Annotated in this window: 19 protein-coding genes and 2 pseudogenes; 8 read left to right on the top strand and 13 right to left on the bottom strand. The window is 56.9% G+C overall.

The annotated features are described in order from the left end of the window. Positions 1-46: 46 nt before the first annotated feature. The 9 genes and pseudogenes from MUN86_RS27245 to MUN86_RS27205 form a co-directional block, all read right to left on the bottom strand. Positions 47-1270: a 5-(carboxyamino)imidazole ribonucleotide synthase gene (locus tag MUN86_RS27245; RefSeq protein ID WP_245127133.1), complete on the bottom strand. Its 1224-nt coding sequence runs from the start codon at positions 1268-1270 to the stop codon at positions 47-49. A 23-nt stretch (positions 1271-1293) separates the two neighbouring features. Beyond that, positions 1294-1754 (bottom strand): annotated as a pseudogene (gene purE / locus MUN86_RS27240) (5-(carboxyamino)imidazole ribonucleotide mutase). A gap of 314 nt (positions 1755-2068) precedes the next feature. After that, the gene (locus tag MUN86_RS27235) at positions 2069-3346 is read right to left on the bottom strand and encodes a dihydroorotase (protein WP_245127132.1); all 1278 of its coding nucleotides are present in this window, start codon (positions 3344-3346) and stop codon (positions 2069-2071) included. 107 nt (positions 3347-3453) lie between these two features. Then, positions 3454-4422 (bottom strand): aspartate carbamoyltransferase catalytic subunit, encoded by a 969-nt coding sequence (locus MUN86_RS27230; RefSeq protein WP_245127131.1) that lies wholly within the window; start codon positions 4420-4422, stop codon positions 3454-3456. A gap of 23 nt (positions 4423-4445) precedes the next feature. After that, complete coding sequence (locus tag MUN86_RS27225; protein ID WP_245127130.1) at positions 4446-4793, bottom strand: hypothetical protein; 348 nt, start codon at positions 4791-4793, stop codon at positions 4446-4448. Positions 4794-5255: 462 nt separating this feature from the next. Beyond that, positions 5256-6289: pseudogene (locus MUN86_RS27220) on the bottom strand (quinone-dependent dihydroorotate dehydrogenase). 9 nt (positions 6290-6298) lie between these two features. Then, positions 6299-6502 (bottom strand): hypothetical protein, encoded by a 204-nt coding sequence (locus tag MUN86_RS27215; RefSeq protein WP_245127129.1) that lies wholly within the window; start codon positions 6500-6502, stop codon positions 6299-6301. Positions 6503-6587: 85 nt separating this feature from the next. Then, the gene (locus MUN86_RS27210; protein ID WP_245127128.1) at positions 6588-6809 is read right to left on the bottom strand and encodes a hypothetical protein; all 222 of its coding nucleotides are present in this window, start codon (positions 6807-6809) and stop codon (positions 6588-6590) included. Positions 6810-7029: 220 nt separating this feature from the next. Next, positions 7030-7893, bottom strand: a complete 864-nt coding sequence (locus tag MUN86_RS27205; protein WP_245127127.1) for an SDR family oxidoreductase — start codon at positions 7891-7893, stop codon at positions 7030-7032. Positions 7894-8253: 360 nt separating this feature from the next. On the opposite strand from MUN86_RS27205, the gene MUN86_RS27200 reads away from it, so the two are divergent. Then, positions 8254-8580 (top strand): winged helix-turn-helix transcriptional regulator, encoded by a 327-nt coding sequence (locus tag MUN86_RS27200; protein WP_245127126.1) that lies wholly within the window; start codon positions 8254-8256, stop codon positions 8578-8580. 124 nt (positions 8581-8704) lie between these two features. Here MUN86_RS27200 and MUN86_RS27195 read toward each other — a convergent pair whose 3' ends face one another. After that, a complete protein-coding gene (locus MUN86_RS27195) occupies positions 8705-8998 on the bottom strand; it encodes a hypothetical protein (RefSeq protein ID WP_245127125.1) in 294 nt (97 codons plus the stop codon). Between the two features lie 110 nt (positions 8999-9108). Between MUN86_RS27195 and MUN86_RS27190 the strand changes: the two genes are divergently transcribed. The 7 genes from MUN86_RS27190 to arr all read left to right on the top strand — a co-directional run bounded on the left by MUN86_RS27190 (position 9109) and on the right by arr (position 12316). Continuing rightward, a complete protein-coding gene (locus MUN86_RS27190) occupies positions 9109-9423 on the top strand; it encodes a hypothetical protein (protein ID WP_245127124.1) in 315 nt (104 codons plus the stop codon). A gap of 76 nt (positions 9424-9499) precedes the next feature. Then, positions 9500-9871 (top strand): sigma-70 family RNA polymerase sigma factor, encoded by a 372-nt coding sequence (locus MUN86_RS27185; protein WP_245127123.1) that lies wholly within the window; start codon positions 9500-9502, stop codon positions 9869-9871. Continuing rightward, positions 9856-9996: a sigma factor-like helix-turn-helix DNA-binding protein gene (locus MUN86_RS27180; protein ID WP_245127122.1), complete on the top strand. Its 141-nt coding sequence runs from the start codon at positions 9856-9858 to the stop codon at positions 9994-9996. Before MUN86_RS27185 ends, MUN86_RS27180 begins: the two co-directional genes overlap by 16 nt. A gap of 3 nt (positions 9997-9999) precedes the next feature. Beyond that, positions 10000-10590: a hypothetical protein gene (locus MUN86_RS27175; protein ID WP_245127121.1), complete on the top strand. Its 591-nt coding sequence runs from the start codon at positions 10000-10002 to the stop codon at positions 10588-10590. A 50-nt stretch (positions 10591-10640) separates the two neighbouring features. Continuing rightward, positions 10641-11264, top strand: coding sequence for an alpha/beta fold hydrolase (locus MUN86_RS31440; protein WP_280640680.1), 624 nt, complete (start codon positions 10641-10643; stop codon positions 11262-11264). Then, positions 11198-11623, top strand: coding sequence for an alpha/beta fold hydrolase (locus tag MUN86_RS31435; RefSeq protein ID WP_280640679.1), 426 nt, complete (start codon positions 11198-11200; stop codon positions 11621-11623). The genes MUN86_RS31440 and MUN86_RS31435 overlap by 67 nt, the downstream gene beginning before the upstream one ends. Before the next feature lie 246 nt (positions 11624-11869). Next, the gene (gene arr, locus MUN86_RS27165; protein WP_245127120.1) at positions 11870-12316 is read left to right on the top strand and encodes an NAD(+)--rifampin ADP-ribosyltransferase; all 447 of its coding nucleotides are present in this window, start codon (positions 11870-11872) and stop codon (positions 12314-12316) included. Between the two features lie 259 nt (positions 12317-12575). On the opposite strand, the gene MUN86_RS27160 is transcribed toward arr, so the two are convergent. The 3 genes from MUN86_RS27160 to MUN86_RS27150 form a co-directional block, all read right to left on the bottom strand. Further along, positions 12576-13436: a helix-turn-helix domain-containing protein gene (locus MUN86_RS27160; protein ID WP_245127119.1), complete on the bottom strand. Its 861-nt coding sequence runs from the start codon at positions 13434-13436 to the stop codon at positions 12576-12578. 93 nt (positions 13437-13529) lie between these two features. Next, positions 13530-14435, bottom strand: a complete 906-nt coding sequence (locus MUN86_RS27155; RefSeq protein ID WP_245127118.1) for an alpha/beta fold hydrolase — start codon at positions 14433-14435, stop codon at positions 13530-13532. 147 nt (positions 14436-14582) lie between these two features. After that, on the bottom strand, positions 14583-15512 hold the full coding sequence (locus MUN86_RS27150) for a hypothetical protein (RefSeq protein WP_245127117.1): 930 nt from the start codon (positions 15510-15512) through the stop codon (positions 14583-14585). Positions 15513-15644 lie beyond the last annotated feature (132 nt).

Genomic DNA, 15644 nt, shown 5'->3' with positions numbered 1-15644 from the left:
AGACCGTCGGCGTCAGGTTGACTTGGCCACGTTTAGACAATGGCACCTAGATGGCGTCCAGCCCCGGCAAGCCTAGCAAGCCAGCGGCGCGTTGCGCCACGGTTTTAACACTGAGGATATCTGGGCCGGTGATGGTCAGGTGACCCATCTTGCGGCCCGCGCGCGCGTCCAACTTGCCATATAGGTGCAGGTGCGTTCCCGGCAAACTCAGCACGGAGTACCAGTCCGGCTCACGCCGTTGACCATCGGCGCCAAACCACACGTCACCCAGCAGGTTGAGCATGATGGCTGGAGAATGCTGACGCGGCTGCGGCAAAGGCAAGCCCGCCATGGTATGCACCTGCAGGTCAAACTGCGACGCATCACAAGCGTCCAGGGTGTAGTGGCCGCTGTTGTGCGGGCGCGGAGCCATCTCGTTGACCACTAGGCCGCCGTGCTCGCTGCCGTCTGCCACCACAAAAAACTCGATGCACAGCACCCCAACATAGCCGAGATGCTGCGCGATGGAAACGGCCGCGTCGCGGGCCCTAGTTGCCAGGGCGGGCGGCATATTTCCTTCGTAGGCATGGGTCACGGCCAAGATGCCATCGACGTGCACATTGCGCTGCGGGGCGAAGCTGACGACCTGTCCGTCCCAGCCGCGCGCCACCAGCACCGAACACTCGGCGGTTAGCGGCAGCATCTTTTCCAGCACGCAGGCGACACTGCCCAACTCCGCCCAGGCGGCGGTCAGATCATCGGTGTTCTTCACGCGGACTTGGCCTTTGCCGTCGTAACCCATACGCGCGGTTTTCAAGATGCCAGGCAGCAAATCAGCCCGCTCGTTTTGAACGGCCCGCAGCTGGGTCAGCGTTTCAATCACCGCATAGGGCCCGCAACTCACCCCCGACAGGTCCGCGCAGGCCGAGAAGTGGGCTTTTTCCGCGATGCGGTTTTGGGCAATGCCCACCACGGCCGCACTCGGCGCCACGGGTCGGGTCAGCGCCAGCGTTTGCAGGGCCTGGGCCGGCACATTTTCAAACTCGGTGGTAATGGCCTGGCACAGCTGGGAGAGTTGCGCCAGCCCGCTTGGGTCATCGTAGCCGGTCTGGATGTGGTGGTGACTCACCAGCCCGGCCGGGCTTTGCGGGTCGGGCTCCAGCACAGCGGTGAAGTAACCCAAGCGCTGGGCGGCATGCACAAACATTCGACCCAGCTGGCCGCCCCCCAACACGCCTAGGGTGGCCCGCTGGCCCGCGGCGTCCACACTGCCTGGGAAAATCGGAGTCATGGCTGCAACGTGACTATCGGCGCTCATACGGGCAAGGTCATAGCGCGAGCGGCTTCAGTTTGTGCGGCGCGAAACGCCAGTAACTTGGTCGCTAAGTCCGGGTTGTGCAGGGCTAGCAGGCTGACGGCGAACAGCGCGGCATTGGCCGCGCCGGCAGTGCCAATCGCAAACGTGGCCACGGGTATCCCCTTGGGCATTTGCACGATGCTATGCAGCGAGTCCACCCCTGCAAATGACGACTGGCTACTGGCACCCCCAGCACGGGCAGCGTAGTTTTGGCGGCCAGCATGCCCGGCAGGTGGGCGGCCCCCCCCGCGCCGGCAATGATGGCCTGCAAGCCGCGAGGGCCGGCTTGTTCGGCGTAGGCAAACAAGTCGTCGGGCATGCGGTGGGCCGACACCACCCGCGCTTCGTGGGTTACGCCAAAGTCCGAGAGAATCTGCACGGCATGCTGCATGGTGTCCCAGTCGCTGCTGGAGCCCATGACCACGCCGATCAGGGGCGTGCCCGGGGCGGTGCTGAGGCCGGGAGTGTCGGATGAGGGAAGGGTACTCATGGTAAGTCTAGTAAAGGGGGCTGGACATCCCTGGGTAATCGAAAAAACGTGGTTTCGGGCTTGGTCACGGGCCCGAAACCACGTTTGGACTGTTCGCGGCTGGACGGCGCATTGCCCCGCTGGTGAAACCGGCATTAGGGTGGAAGCCCTTTACCACGGCCACAAAGCTACTACTGCAACACAAGCGGTAGTTGAAATGCGAGGCAAATTCTGAAGATTACAGGTCCTCGCTCAACTCGCGGTTAGCGCTCCAACAAGATTTCCGGGCCTAGAATCACCAGGTCCACCCGGCCTTTCAGCGTCTGGTCGATGAAGGGCGTGTTCTGGGATTTGGATTTCATGAATTCCCGGGTGAAGGTCGTTTCCGCTTCGGTATCAAACAACACGCACTCAGCTTGTTGGCCGACTTCGATGGTGGGTACCGGCAAACCCATCAGGCGGCGGGGCTCCGCCGAATAGCGCTTCACCACCAAGTCCCACCCGAATTTGCCAGGCTCGACGAAGTGGTGATAGAGCGACACCAGGGCCGTATCCAGGCCGGTGATGCCGTTGGGCGCAGTAACAAAATCCTGGGCCTTTTCAAACGGCGTGTGCGGCGCATGGTCGGTGGCAATAAGGTCGAAGACGCCTTCGATGAGCCCTTCGAGCAGCGCATCACAATCGGCCTGCGTCCGCAGCGGCGGGTTCATCTTATAGTTGGTGTCGTAGTCGCCGATGTGCTCGTCGGTGAACATCAAATGGTGCGGGGCCACTTCCGCCGTTACCTTCACATCGCCGCGGGATTTCCACCAGCGGATGGTTTCCATGCCGAGCTTGCTGGAAACGTGTTGGATATGCACGTGCGCGCCTGCCGCCCGGGCCAGGCGAATGTCGCGGTCGATGATGATTTCCTCGGCGCAAGTCGGCGAGCCCTTGATGCCGAGCCGATAACTCATTACTCCTTCGTTCAGGGCGCGCGGCCCGGCCAACTCCGGCACCTCGCAGTGGCTGGCGAAAAACATCCCAAACTCGGTGGCGTACTGCATGGCCCGCAGCAGCACCGCCGGGTCACTGGTGGTATCCCCGTCGTCGGTGAGCATTTTCACCCCGAGCGTGCGCATGCCTTCGATTTCTGCCAGTTCCTTGCCCTGGCGGTCCTTGGTGACGCAGCCGGAGGTATACACCGGAATGCGGGCCTTGCGTTTGGCATTGTCGAGCACGGTGGCCACCGAGGTTGCCGAGTCGAGGGCCGGGCGGGTGTTCGGCATCATCACCACGCCGGTAATACCGCCATTGATGGCTGCTTCGCTCCCCGTCGTGATAGTTTCCTTGTTCTCAAATCCGGGGGCGCGGAAATGGACGTGGGCATCAAACATGGCCGGCATAAGAACGCGGCCGCGCGCATCGATGACGCGGGCGCCCTTGGGAATAGCTAGGTTGCTGCCGATGTCTTGAATTATTCCTTCGACAATCAGAACATCGCTCTCGAGCAGCACAGGTGAATTTTCAGAGGCGATACGGGCGTTTTGAAGGAAGAGCATGGAGAAATGAGTGCTGTAAACCGGCAAGGGGTATTAGAATATTCGGACTGTTGATGGAAAAAATACTCGGGCGGCACCAATTGCCGCTTCCGGCGTTTAGGGCGTAATCACCGTTGAGTTGGCTCGCTGCCGCGCGGCATACGATTCCTGCCGCGGAAATTCCCCCCCGGCGTGAGCCAGTCGAGCACGGCCATGCGAATGGAAATGCCGTTTTCGACCTGGTTGGTGATCAGGCTGCGCTCGTAGTCCATGACGGCGTCACAGAGTTCAACTCCCCGGTTCACGGGGCCGGGGTGCATAATGTAGAGGCCCCGGTCGCGGATTTCCGCTAGCCGGGAGTTGGTGATGCCATAGACCCGGTGGTATTCCCGGACGTTGGGGAAAAACTGCACGTCCTGGCGCTCCATCTGCACGCGGAGCAAATACACGATATCGGGCGTCCAAGCCATGGCCGCTTGATAGTCGGTGAAGCGCGGGATGGTGGCCGGCCCGTACTTGGGCACCAGCGAGCCTGGGCCGAGGTAAGCGACCTCGACGCCCAGCTTTTGCAGCAGGGTGCTGGTGGAGCGCGCGACGCGGGAGTGGAGAATATCCCCGATGATGAGGACTTTTTTGCCCCTCGGGTCGGGGAATTTTTCCTTGATGGTGAAGGCATCCAGCAGGGCCTGGGTGGGGTGCTCGTGCGCCCCGTCGCCGGCATTGATAACCGAGGCCGTGGTTTGGCGGGCAATCATGCCGGGCAAACCGGAGTGACCGTGGCGAACGACAATGTAGTCAGTGCGCATGGCTTGGAGCGTCTCGATGGTCTCGCGCACCGATTCGCCCTTGGTGATGGAAGAGTGGTCGACATCAAAATTCGTCACCTCCGCCGAGAGGCGTTTGGCGGCGACCTCGAACGAGGAGTGCGTCCGGGTGCTCGCCTCGTAGAAGAGCATGAGCACGGACTTGCCCTCGAGAGCAGGGATTTTCTTCACCGAGCGGGTGAACAGTTTTTTAAAGGACGTGGATTGGTCGAGCAGGAACTCGATTTCCTCACGGTGAAGGGATGCGATGTCGAGCAGGTCTTTACGTGCCATACCGAAGGTGGGAAAAAGTGAGGTCAACTAGCTAAAACAAACAAGTGAAGTCTTATCTGCCCCTCCCGCTGACGGGGAAACCGGCGGCCGGGGTGGGCCGGGGCGCTGGGGCAGCCGCCACCTTTGGCGGAGCGGGTGTTGGCGTCCGGGGAGGCAGCAATCAACTGCGGAACCACCGTCAATGAACGCAACGGACATAAAAAAACCGTTTCGGAATCCGAAACGGTGGCGGGGCAACACCCAGAAAAAACAACGGAAATACCAGCGGTAAAATCGGGAAAACCGATGGCGGCGAAGACCTTCTGGTCCACTCGCGGTTCCCTGTCGAGCAGGGCCTCGCGCTTCATCAACAAGTTTTTTGGTTGAAGCATGCTGCAAAATTACGGCATTGTTAAGCCTGGCAATTCATCGGTTAGATTAATTTTTTTCACCCCGCTTTTCGTGAAGTTTATTTTCACCCTAACAAGCTAAACCACGCACTGTTTGTTGTTTTTTTTGCCTTGAAAAAAAATTATGGCTTGCGTACCTAATTGCTTTGCAAGCATCATCCCTCTTAACTTTAGCTCTTTATTCCACAGCCGCGGCTAGCGGGCGGCCACTCTCCGGCAGTAAGCAGACGATGTAGTACTTGCTATTTCTGTGGAATTGGCAACATGCCCGCTACCTCACCCGACCACTGTCCATGAGGGCCTCCGGCTGGAAGTTTGGGGAAGTCGATTTCCCCGGTACGTGCGGCCTTACAAAACCCTGCCGGGTTGCCCATGCTTACGCTCCCTTTTCCGCGGCAGCAAAGACCGGATTTGGCCAGGAAATCAACTGCTTTTAAGGCCTTACTACCCCCGTGTTAACGCCTTGTTGATTTGGCTCACCAGCGCCGGACCTTCGTAGATAAAGCCCGTGTACAGCTGCACCAGCGACGCGCCCGCGGCTAGTTTTTCTTGTGCATCCTTGGCCGAGTGAATGCCGCCGGCGCCGATAATAGGCAACTCGCCCTGGCTGCGTTGGTGCAGGTAACGAATTACCTCGGTGGCCCGCGCCCGTAGCGGCCGGCCACTCAGGCCACCCGCCCCCAACGCGGCTACCTGCCCGGCATCCGTGGCCAAGCCCTCCCGGCTGATGGTGGTGTTGGTGGAAACCAGCCCGCTGAGCTTGGTTTCGCGGGCGATGTCGAGAATGTCGTCTAGTTGCGAATCGGTCAGGTCCGGGGCTATTTTCAGCAGCAGGGGCGCGGCTGGGCGCGGCTTAGGTTGCGTTCCTGGACCTGTTGCAACAAGTCGATCAAAGGTTTTTTCTCCTGCAGCTGGCGTAGGTTGGGCGTGTTGGGCGAGCTCACGTTCACCACAAAGTAATCGACTACCTCCGCCAGTGCCTCGAAACAAGCCACGTAGTCCTCGGCGGCCCGCTCGTTGGGTGTGTCCTTGTTCTTGCCAATGTTGCCGCCGATAAGAAGCTGCCGGTTCTGGCGCCGCGCCAGCCGCGCTGCTACAACCGCCGCGCCGTCGTTGTTGAAGCCCATGCGGTTCACCAGGGCCTCGTCCTGCGGCAGTCGGAACAAGCGCGGCTGCGGGTTGCCGGCCTGCGGCCGGGGCGTTACCGTGCCAATCTCCACAAACCCAAAGCCCAGCGTCGCTAGCTCATCAGTAAGGGCCGCGTTCTTATCAAACCCCGCCGCCAAACCCACGGGGTTAGGGAACTTGAGCCCGAATACCTCCCGGGCCAAACTCGGGTGCTGAAAGTCGTACAGGCCCCGGAGCATAGCCTTGACCCCCGGCACGCGGGCAACTCGCCGCAGGTTATCGAAAACCAGGTGATGGGCGCGCTCGGCGTCGAGATTAAACAATGCAGGTTTTACGAGTGCCTTGTACATGTGCGATGGTTAGCCAACCCAACCCTTACGGTCGAGCTTTCCGTATAAACTGGCTTCGGTTAGGTGTTGAATCTTGCTTTCCTTGGTGCCGGTCAAGTCGGCGATGGGGCAGAGCCATTTCAGAATCTGGCCCTTACGCACCCGTCCGGTTGGCTTTTTAAAAGCTGGGATATCGTCGGGGACCCGAAACCCGTAAGACAACTCTGTTTGCATGTCCGACAACTGTGCTTAGCCCGTGCAAGGTACAGCCATCTGACGGTGTTGAGCCATATTTGCCTGAGCTAATCATACACCGGCTTTAAGTCAACTCATGGCTGTTGCAGAATTCTCTGCTTACCAACACCCCAGTTGAGCAGGCCTGGCCGATATCGGCCCTGGGCACGGCTCGGAACACCACCTCGACTTGGGCCGCCTTGGCGACGGCGCCCGCCGAAACCAATAGGCCCAGCTCGGCCACGTAGCCCGTCAGCAAGCCAGGCCCGCTAAGATTGCTAAGGAGAACGCGGTTGCCCGCTTGCACACTCTTCGCTGCCAGCGCTTAGCCAAGGTGGCCCAGCCCGATACATCCGATGGCTGTAAGGCATGGTAGGGGTTCTAAGGGAGGAGCGGATGCTCTTGCCAGAAAGCGGGAAACAGTCGGGTAGGGCTCGGCTGGAAGCAAACAAGTGACTTCCTGTGGGAAGTCACTTGCCTGGCCTGGTTGAATTGATGTCTGGGATGTAAGCCGCCGCTACGAGCGGTCAGTTACCCGGGAAATATGCCTTTTTCAGGTATTCCCGCAGCGAAGTGGGCTTATTGCCCAGCAAACGCTCGACGGTATCATGCGTCCCGGCCAGCATGCCGTGTTGGGTGGCGGCCCCCCATTGGGCGAAGAAGTTGGCAACGGCTTCGGGGAAGCCGGCGGCGACTTTCTGCGCGATGTAGGGCGCCAGCTCGCTGCTGTGGTACGTGATGGGCCGGCCCGCTAAGTCGGAGAGTTCCCGGGCGACGTCGTGAAATGAATAGGCTTCGCTCCCGGTCAGGGTATACTCCTGGTTGTCATGCCCTTCGCTGGTCAGCAGGGCTGCCGTGGCGGCGGCCAGCTCGGTCCGCTTGACGAACGCTATCCTGCCTTCGCCCGCCGGGAAACGTATCTCCGCCTCCGGCACCTCGCTGCCAATCAGGTACGCCAGACCTTCAAAGTAGTAGCCGTTTTTAAGAATGGTGTAGACGAGCCCGGACGCTTTGAGGTAGGCTTCCGTAGCCAGGTCGCTTTCCGTAACCTCCGGCAGCACAAAATCGGTGCTGCGCTGGATGCTGGTGTAAAACAGGTGCTTCACCCCGGCTTCCTTGGCGGCGTCGATGACGTTGCGGTGCTGGCGGACCCGGTCTGTAAATGCCACGGTGGAAACCAGCAACACCTTTTCGACGCCCCGAAAGGCTTGCACCAAGGCGGGGTAGTCCAGGTAGTCGGCTTGCCGGACATCTACGCCTCGTTGCACGAGGTCCGTGGCTTTGCTCACGTCACGCACCAAGGCGGCGATTTGCGCGGCCGGGGTGGTCGTGATTAAGCAGTCGATGGTTTCGTGGCCTAAGCCACCGGTGGCTCCAGTTACTAAAATCATGCTAAACAGAAATTAAAGACCACTACTGCGTGGTCGGCAAGAGAGTGACGTTGAGAGGAGAAAAAAAGCGGGCGGCCACGGCCTTGAAGAAGGAGTTGGGCTAGCAGTGAAGTGCTTAAGAGGTTGTTAAACAAGAGGGGACACCGCCTATTAAGAGTTGGAAAGGTTTCAGGTGGTATTGGGGCAAAACCCGCGTATATTTGCTTGCGATTTGCAAGTGCAAAGATGGAGCATATTACTTGCAAAATGCAAGTGAAAAACAAAAATTTTTATGAAAGAGCTAAAACAGCGTTCTACTTGCCCCATCAGCTCATCACTCGATGTGCTAGGGATAAATGGACCTTGCTCATTCTCCGGGATATGGTGTTCGCGGGAAAATCTACTTATGGGCAATTCCTGCATTCAGCGGAAAAAATCGCAACCAACGTTCTGGCCGACCGCCTGGCGGTTCTAGAGTCGCAAGGCCTCTTAACCAAGGCCGTGGCCGCCGATAAGAAATCGAAGTTCACCTACCGCCTGACGGAAAAAGGTGTGGACACCGTCCCGGTTATTATAGAACTCATTTTGTGGGGCGCCAAGCATTGCCCCACCATCGTCGCCCCTGGCTTGCTGGAAGAACTTCTGGCTGGCAAAGACGCAGCCGTGGAGAAGTACCAACAACTCGCCCGCGAAAAGGCCCTGGCGTAAACCAGAGCGGCCGCGGACAGTCCTTTGTTCAGCACCTTCTTCACTTTGGCCAAGTTCTCGGCATCGAGCTCGTAGTACTTTCGTTAGGCCTGCGCTTACATTAGAGTATACAACAATCACTCTCCTAGTTTGGGCCGGGCGCCATGCCTAGGGAGGCCATTAGCGGCACACTCCCACACAGGGCTAGCCCATCGGTCGCTAATAGCAAGGCCAGCGCGCCCGCCCTCACCCATCGCCGCTGCCCTAGTCGCCGTACCAGCAGCACTAGGGCCAGCCCGACACTCGCCCGAGCCAGGTATAACTGCTGGATTTCGGGTCGCTGGAGCCGCAGACACAGCCAGGTCACTGCTAGCCAGCCAGGTATTGTCGGCTTCCTTGGCTTGCCGTGCTGCCAGTCTAAAGGCTTATGCTGAGCCATAGAAATCCGACGGCCACGACGGCAAATAGAAAGAAGCAGAAAACGCTGGTTACCGCATAGCCGCGGATGGCAAAGCAGGTGAGATCAATCGGCAAGTAGTAAACAGTCACTTGCTGCCCAAGCCGAAAACAAGCGCCGCCATCTTACTTCGTGGCCCCGATCCGACTGCCTTCCGGGAAGGCCAAGAAATCATCAATTTCCAGCGCGCCTGCCGCGTCTCGCTGAACTACCGCTTCGGTCAGGCCAAACAAGGTTGGTGGCGCAAGTTGATTCGAAACGACGATGTGAAGGGCAGCGTCAGTAATACTTTAGCGGGCGATAAAGGCTCAAAATATAGTCGGATTCCGTGGCACCCGCTGGCGCTAATGCTCCTATCGACAGTTTCTGTTCCTATTCTCATGCGGCCCCTTATCGCAATTTTTTGAGTTAATGCGGCGGGCCAGTGTAGTTTTTTGACCCGGTGCGCTACTAACCGAAAAAAGGCACTCGCAAACCAGTACCATGGCCACCGAAAAACACTTTCTGGAACAACTCAACCAGCACCTAGGCATTGCCCACAAAATCAGCCGGGCCTACCAGCCCGACGCCGACGAACGGGCCGATTTGCTGCAGGAAATGGTGTATCAGTTGTGGCGGTCGTACCCGTCCTTCACGGGGCAAGCTAAGTTTTCGACCTGGATGTACAGCGTGTGCCTGCACACCGCCCTAGCGGACCGACGAACCGTGCGCAAGCGGCAACACGAACCCCTGGTTGCTTGGCACGAGCAAATTCCCGACCCGCCCCTGATGACGGGTCGGAGGCCATCGAGTGGCTGTTCAACGCCATTGCGACGCTCTCTCCCCTCAACAAGGCCATCGTGCTGCTGTACTTAGACGACCTGAGCTACGAGGAGATTGCCACCATCACCGGCCTGTCCAAAGCCAACGTGAGCGTCCGGCTGGTCCGCCTCAAAAAAGAGTTGGAGTCGCGCTTGCCTGTCCATTTCAAATCAAGATGACCGATGTCGACACTAGATGAATTGAAGAATGCTTGGGCCGGAGCGACCACACCATCGTCCCCCAATCAGCGGGTTGACCGCGCGAACTTGCGGGCCATTGCTCAAGCCCAGAGCACCCACCACGTCAACCGGGCCATGCAGTATTTCTGGGCTTCCTTCACGCTCCAGATTATCGTTTATGCGTTGTTGAGCCACGTGTTTGTTCGCTTTTGGGGCATGCTAGCGGTGCAGGGACTTTGCCTGGCAGGGGTACTGCTCTACTTACCCTTTACCGTCGTGTTGCTGCGGCAGTTTAAGCAAGTGGCCCGAGCAAGCCCAGCGGCACCGGAAACGGATTTCTCCCTGCAGGCGCGAACCCAGCAGCAGTATAATAGCCTGCGGGCCTTCTACCGGTTTAAACGCAGATATGAGTACTTGCTCGTTCCGTTGAGTACCGCCTTGGGCGTGTGGCTCACCTTTCGACTGTACGTGCCGGGGGCGTGCTGCTGCACCTGCCCGGGGCCGGCTTCACCTACCTGCTATCCCTGCTGTCCTGCGGGTGGGCGATTCGGCGGGAGAATCGTCGCCACTTCGAGTTGCCGCTACGGAATCTGAAAGCCCTGCTGGCAGAGTTCAGTCACTAATCCTGTTGTTCATTTACAAACATGAAAACCTGGCTTATCTTCGGCTTGACCGTGAGCCTTTGGGCTTGCAACACCCTCAAGCAGCCCCCACCCGGGACTAAGATTCACGCGGGGCTGGTCAACGCCAACGGTCTCACGCTGGCTTACGAACGATTCGGCTCCCCTAAAAACGAAGCCATCTTGCTGATTGCGGGGACGAATAGCCAATTGACGACGTGGCCCCCGGCGTTGTGCGACTACCTGGCTCGCCGCGGCTACCAGGTCATTCGCTTCGACAACCGCGACGTGGGCCTTTCGACCCAGTGTACGCCGGCAGGCCTGCCCGATTGGGCGGCTATCGGACAAGCCCTGCAAGCCCACCAGCCCCCTCCGCTGCCTTATACCCTGGACGACATGGCCAACGACGCGGCGGGCCTGTTGACGGCGTTGGGCATCGACCGGGCTCACGTCGTCGGCGCCTCGATGGGCGGCATGATTGCCCAGCGGCTGGCCTACAATCACCCCCAGCGGGTGTTGACGCTGACCAGTCTCATGGCGGGGGCGGCAACACCGGGTTTCCACTCATTGCCAAACCGGAAGTGCTGGCTGGCATTCCGGCCCCGGGGCTGCCCGCCGACACGGCGGCCTACATCCGGCGGGAAGTAAAGTCGTTGCTAGCGCTCAGCGGCGCCGGCTTTCCACTGGATTCCCTGCGGGTGCAAACCGACGTCAAGAGGGCCGTTCGGCGGGCCTATTACCCGGACGGCTTGAGTAGGCAGGGAGCCGCCGCGCTGGCGGGTTTTTACGCGGGGCGGGAGCGCCAACTGCAAGCCATTCGGGTGCCCACCCTGGTGATTCACGGCAGCGACGACCCCCTGGTTACCCCCGCTGCCGGGCGCGACGTAGCGAGTAACATCCCCAACGCGCAGTTCGTGCTCATCGAGGGCATGGGCCACAGCATTGCCCCGGCCCTGACCACCCCCTTGGCCGATTTGATTCTACGGAACGCGAAGAAGAAGCTCTAACCGCCAACTTCTTGGTTTCACCGACCTTTGGCCGTATTCATTTGGATAGCCTTGATGTGGTGGCCTGAGGCGTATCGGCCTTTACCGAGGGAAGGTTAGCAAGACCAAAAGCGGTAGGCCGCCGACGAAAGGAAGTGGGCACACCACTCGGTTGCCTCACCTACTGCTAGTGGCAACCACACAAGGTCCCTGTTTCTGCACAGATTTCCCCTGCTTTTGAACCACCAATTATCCCCTTTTATACCCATGGAACAAGCCAATAGCGCCCCTCCCGGAAATGCGCCGGCGCACCGCCCGTTCGCGCAGACCTTTTTTCACGGAACCAAAGCGGACCTTCGGATTGGTGATTTAATTCAAGTAGGCTTTACTTCCAATTTTAAGCAAGACCTCCGGTTGAATCACGTTTACCTGTCTGCCACGTTAGACGCTGCGGTCTGGGGAGCGGAACTCGCGGCCGGGAGCGGCCGGGAGAGAATCTACTTGGTCGAGCCGACCGGCGCGATAGAAGACGACCCGAACCTGACCGACAAAAAATTTCCTGGCAATCCCAGCCTGTCCTACCGCTCCACCCAGCCCTTAAAGGTAGTGGGAGAACTAGGCAGCTGGCAAGGCCACGCGGCAGAACAAGTGCAGGCCATGAAGGAAGGCTTGGCCCGGCTGACGGAACAAGGGCTGAACAACATCGAGAACTAATTCGGTTACTTCGAACTCTGTTTGCAGCGGCAGCAAGGCCTGCTGCTGCAAACAGAATTGCTCGGCCGGGGCGAACTGGTAGATGTGGTGATTGAGCGTTTCAGCAGTTGGTGGCGGGTCTAGGCTTACAAGTCGCTTAGTATGGTTTGCCTAATTGACCATGCAACACCTTAAAGGGTACTATTTGATAATAAATCGTGTCCACCTACATCCGTTCGTAGGTAAGTGGACGGCTTTTAGCCTATTCCGGTAATTCGTCTCAAAGAGGCTGTGTCTCGGAAAAGTTTGCCCTGAAACTGGACGGCGATTCGCCGGTTTTGGTCATAAATAGTCGGCTGAAATAGGCCGGGTCATCGTACCCAAGATGGTAGGCAATTTCTTTTGCGGTTAGGGAAGTATGCGCCAGTAACCGCTTGGCTTCTAATATGATTCGGTTCTTGATCACCTCATTTGGCTGCGGCAACCGTAGGCGGTTGAACTTGTGCGTGATGGTTTTCGGCGCCAAACACAGTAAATCAGCGTAATCGGCGACGGTGTGCTTCAACTTGTAATGCTCTTCGACGAGCCGGGTAAACTTGCGGAAAAATTCCAGATCGTCTTGTTGATCAGTTATTTCAGTGGTCAAATGTTGTCTTTTCCACGAGCGCGTCGCGCGGATAAGTAATTGTTTGAGATAGGTGCGGACCATCTCTTCCAAGGAGCTGTCATTGAGGTTGAATTCCTGAAGCATTTCGTTGAATACCCCGCTCAAAAAAGCGTCTTCACCGTCCGAAAGCTCTACTTTGGGCATGTTGCGGATGTTGTTGAACAGTAACCCATCACACGCAACTTCCAGGTCATGGATCTGAATGCAGTAAAAATCGCGGTTGTAAAAGATGAAGTACCCGCGTTCCTCACCAGCTGCTTCCAGTTCCAAATATTGATTCGGACTGATAAAAAACAAGGTTGGTTGCTGCGTGTCGTAACAAGTAAAATCCACTTTAAGCTTATAGCCAGCAGGTAGATACAGGATCTTGATGTATTCCTTATAAGCTGGTCCGTTGATGGCGTGGGTTTGCTCCTGACTTACATGCAGCAAGCCCAACGTCTTTAAATTGTTGTTGAAAACGGTGGTACTCATGGCTCTATACGCTGGCGAACAGCAGGGTTTTACGTTTCAAAACAGCTTAAAACCGGTGAAGCGATGGTTCGCTTCACCGGTGTAATCGTTTAGTTAACTCCTGGCGAATTTTTCCAGCTCAGCGTTGAATTTGTCCATTTCTTCCAGGAAGAACCCGTGCCCGCCTTTTTCAAATTTGACGATGTAAGACCCTTTGATGGCTTTGTTGAGTTGTTCGGCCTGAGTAAAGGCACATAATTTGTCGTTTACTCCGTGGAATATTGCGACAGGCATTTTGATTTTTGATAACTCAGGGCGCAAGTCCAGGTCCCGCAATGCCGTGATAGCCTGCGTCGTAGCGTAAGGGGAGGCATTCAAGTTGATGCTTTCCAGCCATTTGATAGATTCTGGCGACAGGCCGCCTTCCTGGCCTTCAAAGGCCTTTCCAAAACCGGCCACCAGCTGCTCCCGGTTCGTTTTCGTCTGCTTGATCAGGTCAGCGGCGCCCTGGTCAGTGATGCCGTAGGGGTAGTTTTCGCGCTGTTTCCAGGAGGGGCCGGTTGCGCCGAACAGGGCTAAATTCTTGATATGCGCCCCTTTATATTTGGTCACGTAGTGTAGGGTTACCGCGCTTCCCATTGAAAATCCACCAAGCGTGGCCTGCTCGATTTTAAGTTTTTCCAACACCACCTTGATGTCGTCGGAGAACGTATCGAAATCGTATTTGCCGTAGGGTCTATCTGATTTCCCGAAACCGCGGAGGGAAATGCCAATGACCCGGAATCCTTTTTCAACCAGATACTGGTATTGGTATTCGTACATCTCATTGTTGAGCGGCCAGCCGTGAATAAGCACGACGGGCTGGCCTTGGCCAAGGTCGATTACGTGAAGTTTTACATTTTTCTCTACCTCAATGTATTCTTCTCTTCCCAAGGAGGCCGGCTTGCGGGTTTGTGCAAAAAGGAATTGGCTCTGGATAAAAGTGAACAGGAAGGCGATGGTCAAGGCAATTGTTTTCATCGGGGTAGTAACGTTGGCTTTTTGGTTTAACCTGCTAACCGTTAGCAAGTTGTCGTTGTGTTTCAACATTACAAAGGTGGGGGTTTACCCCTCCAGAAGAATGGATAAAAGACTATGTGCCATGTACATTTTTCCCGAAAGGTGATTTTACGGCTCGTAAAAAGTCGTAAGCTGAGGTAATCGCTGCTGTACCAGCATCTGTTTCATCGGTTCAAACCGAGCCAGCTCCACCTTATTTTTGGTGACGACGATATAAAATGGCTGCTTCATTTTGGCGGTGAGGTGATAAATAGTCGCTAGCTCGGCAATATCCTCAGACCAGGCCGCCATGGCATACAAAGAAGGAAATGGAGTCTTCGCCAGCCTTGCATAAACTTCCGGCGCCAGCCTGATTGGCATTGGCTTTCCACTACGAAAACGGGTTTGTTCCAGTAAAGAATCGACGTATGCCTCGGCCGGCGTATTCATCATGCGCCAGATATCTTTAGTGAACGGTGTCGGCGGCACCACGGCACTTGCTTGGGCAGGATGTGGGGTAATGTTACGGACCGCATCCACCACGTGGGTCGCCTCATGCAGTAGCACATAAATGATTGCCTCCATATTGCCACCTTCCACGCGCACGCTATAGCCGGAGTCAGCCTCCTGCCGGAAACAAGTATTCTCTTTCCAGGTCGCCCATTGAGAAATGTTCTCGTCCAGCAAGCTGGCGCGGAAAGTAATATTGAACATTTTCGCTGCGCCGCCGGTCTCCACCGGAGAAGTTAATGCCGTGTTCGGCATATTATCCATGAAGCTGATGCTTTGCAGATGTTGCTTCAGGATGCGTTGATGCAATGGCGTCAAATGGGCAAATGCTTTATCAACTTTTCCTTTTTCAGCGGGTGTTAATTGATGGTTGACCGGTTTCATGCCCGCCTCGCGGAAGCTTTTGAAAACACTTTCGGGTGCAACTTGTATCCGTTGCGAGGGATCCTTTTGAAGGGAAGAATTCAGCTTTTGAGCAACTGAAGAAGCTGAAAAGAACAGCGTTGCCACAGCCGACATGGCCAATTTAAACCGCCATTTTCTGATCATACAGGGTTTCAATTTGAGTTATAAAAGGCTTCGCCGGAATGCTTCGAACAAAGCTTTCCGGCGAAGTTTGATACTAAACTATTCATCTGTACTCTTTAACCAACTGATGGCGGTGCCCTCCAGGAGTAGAAT

The organism is Hymenobacter volaticus (assembly GCF_022921055.1).
In the GTDB taxonomy this organism is placed as follows: domain Bacteria; phylum Bacteroidota; class Bacteroidia; order Cytophagales; family Hymenobacteraceae; genus Hymenobacter; species Hymenobacter volaticus.
The sequence above is the reverse complement of the archived record's forward strand: the minus strand, read 5'-3'. Positions and strand labels throughout refer to the sequence as shown.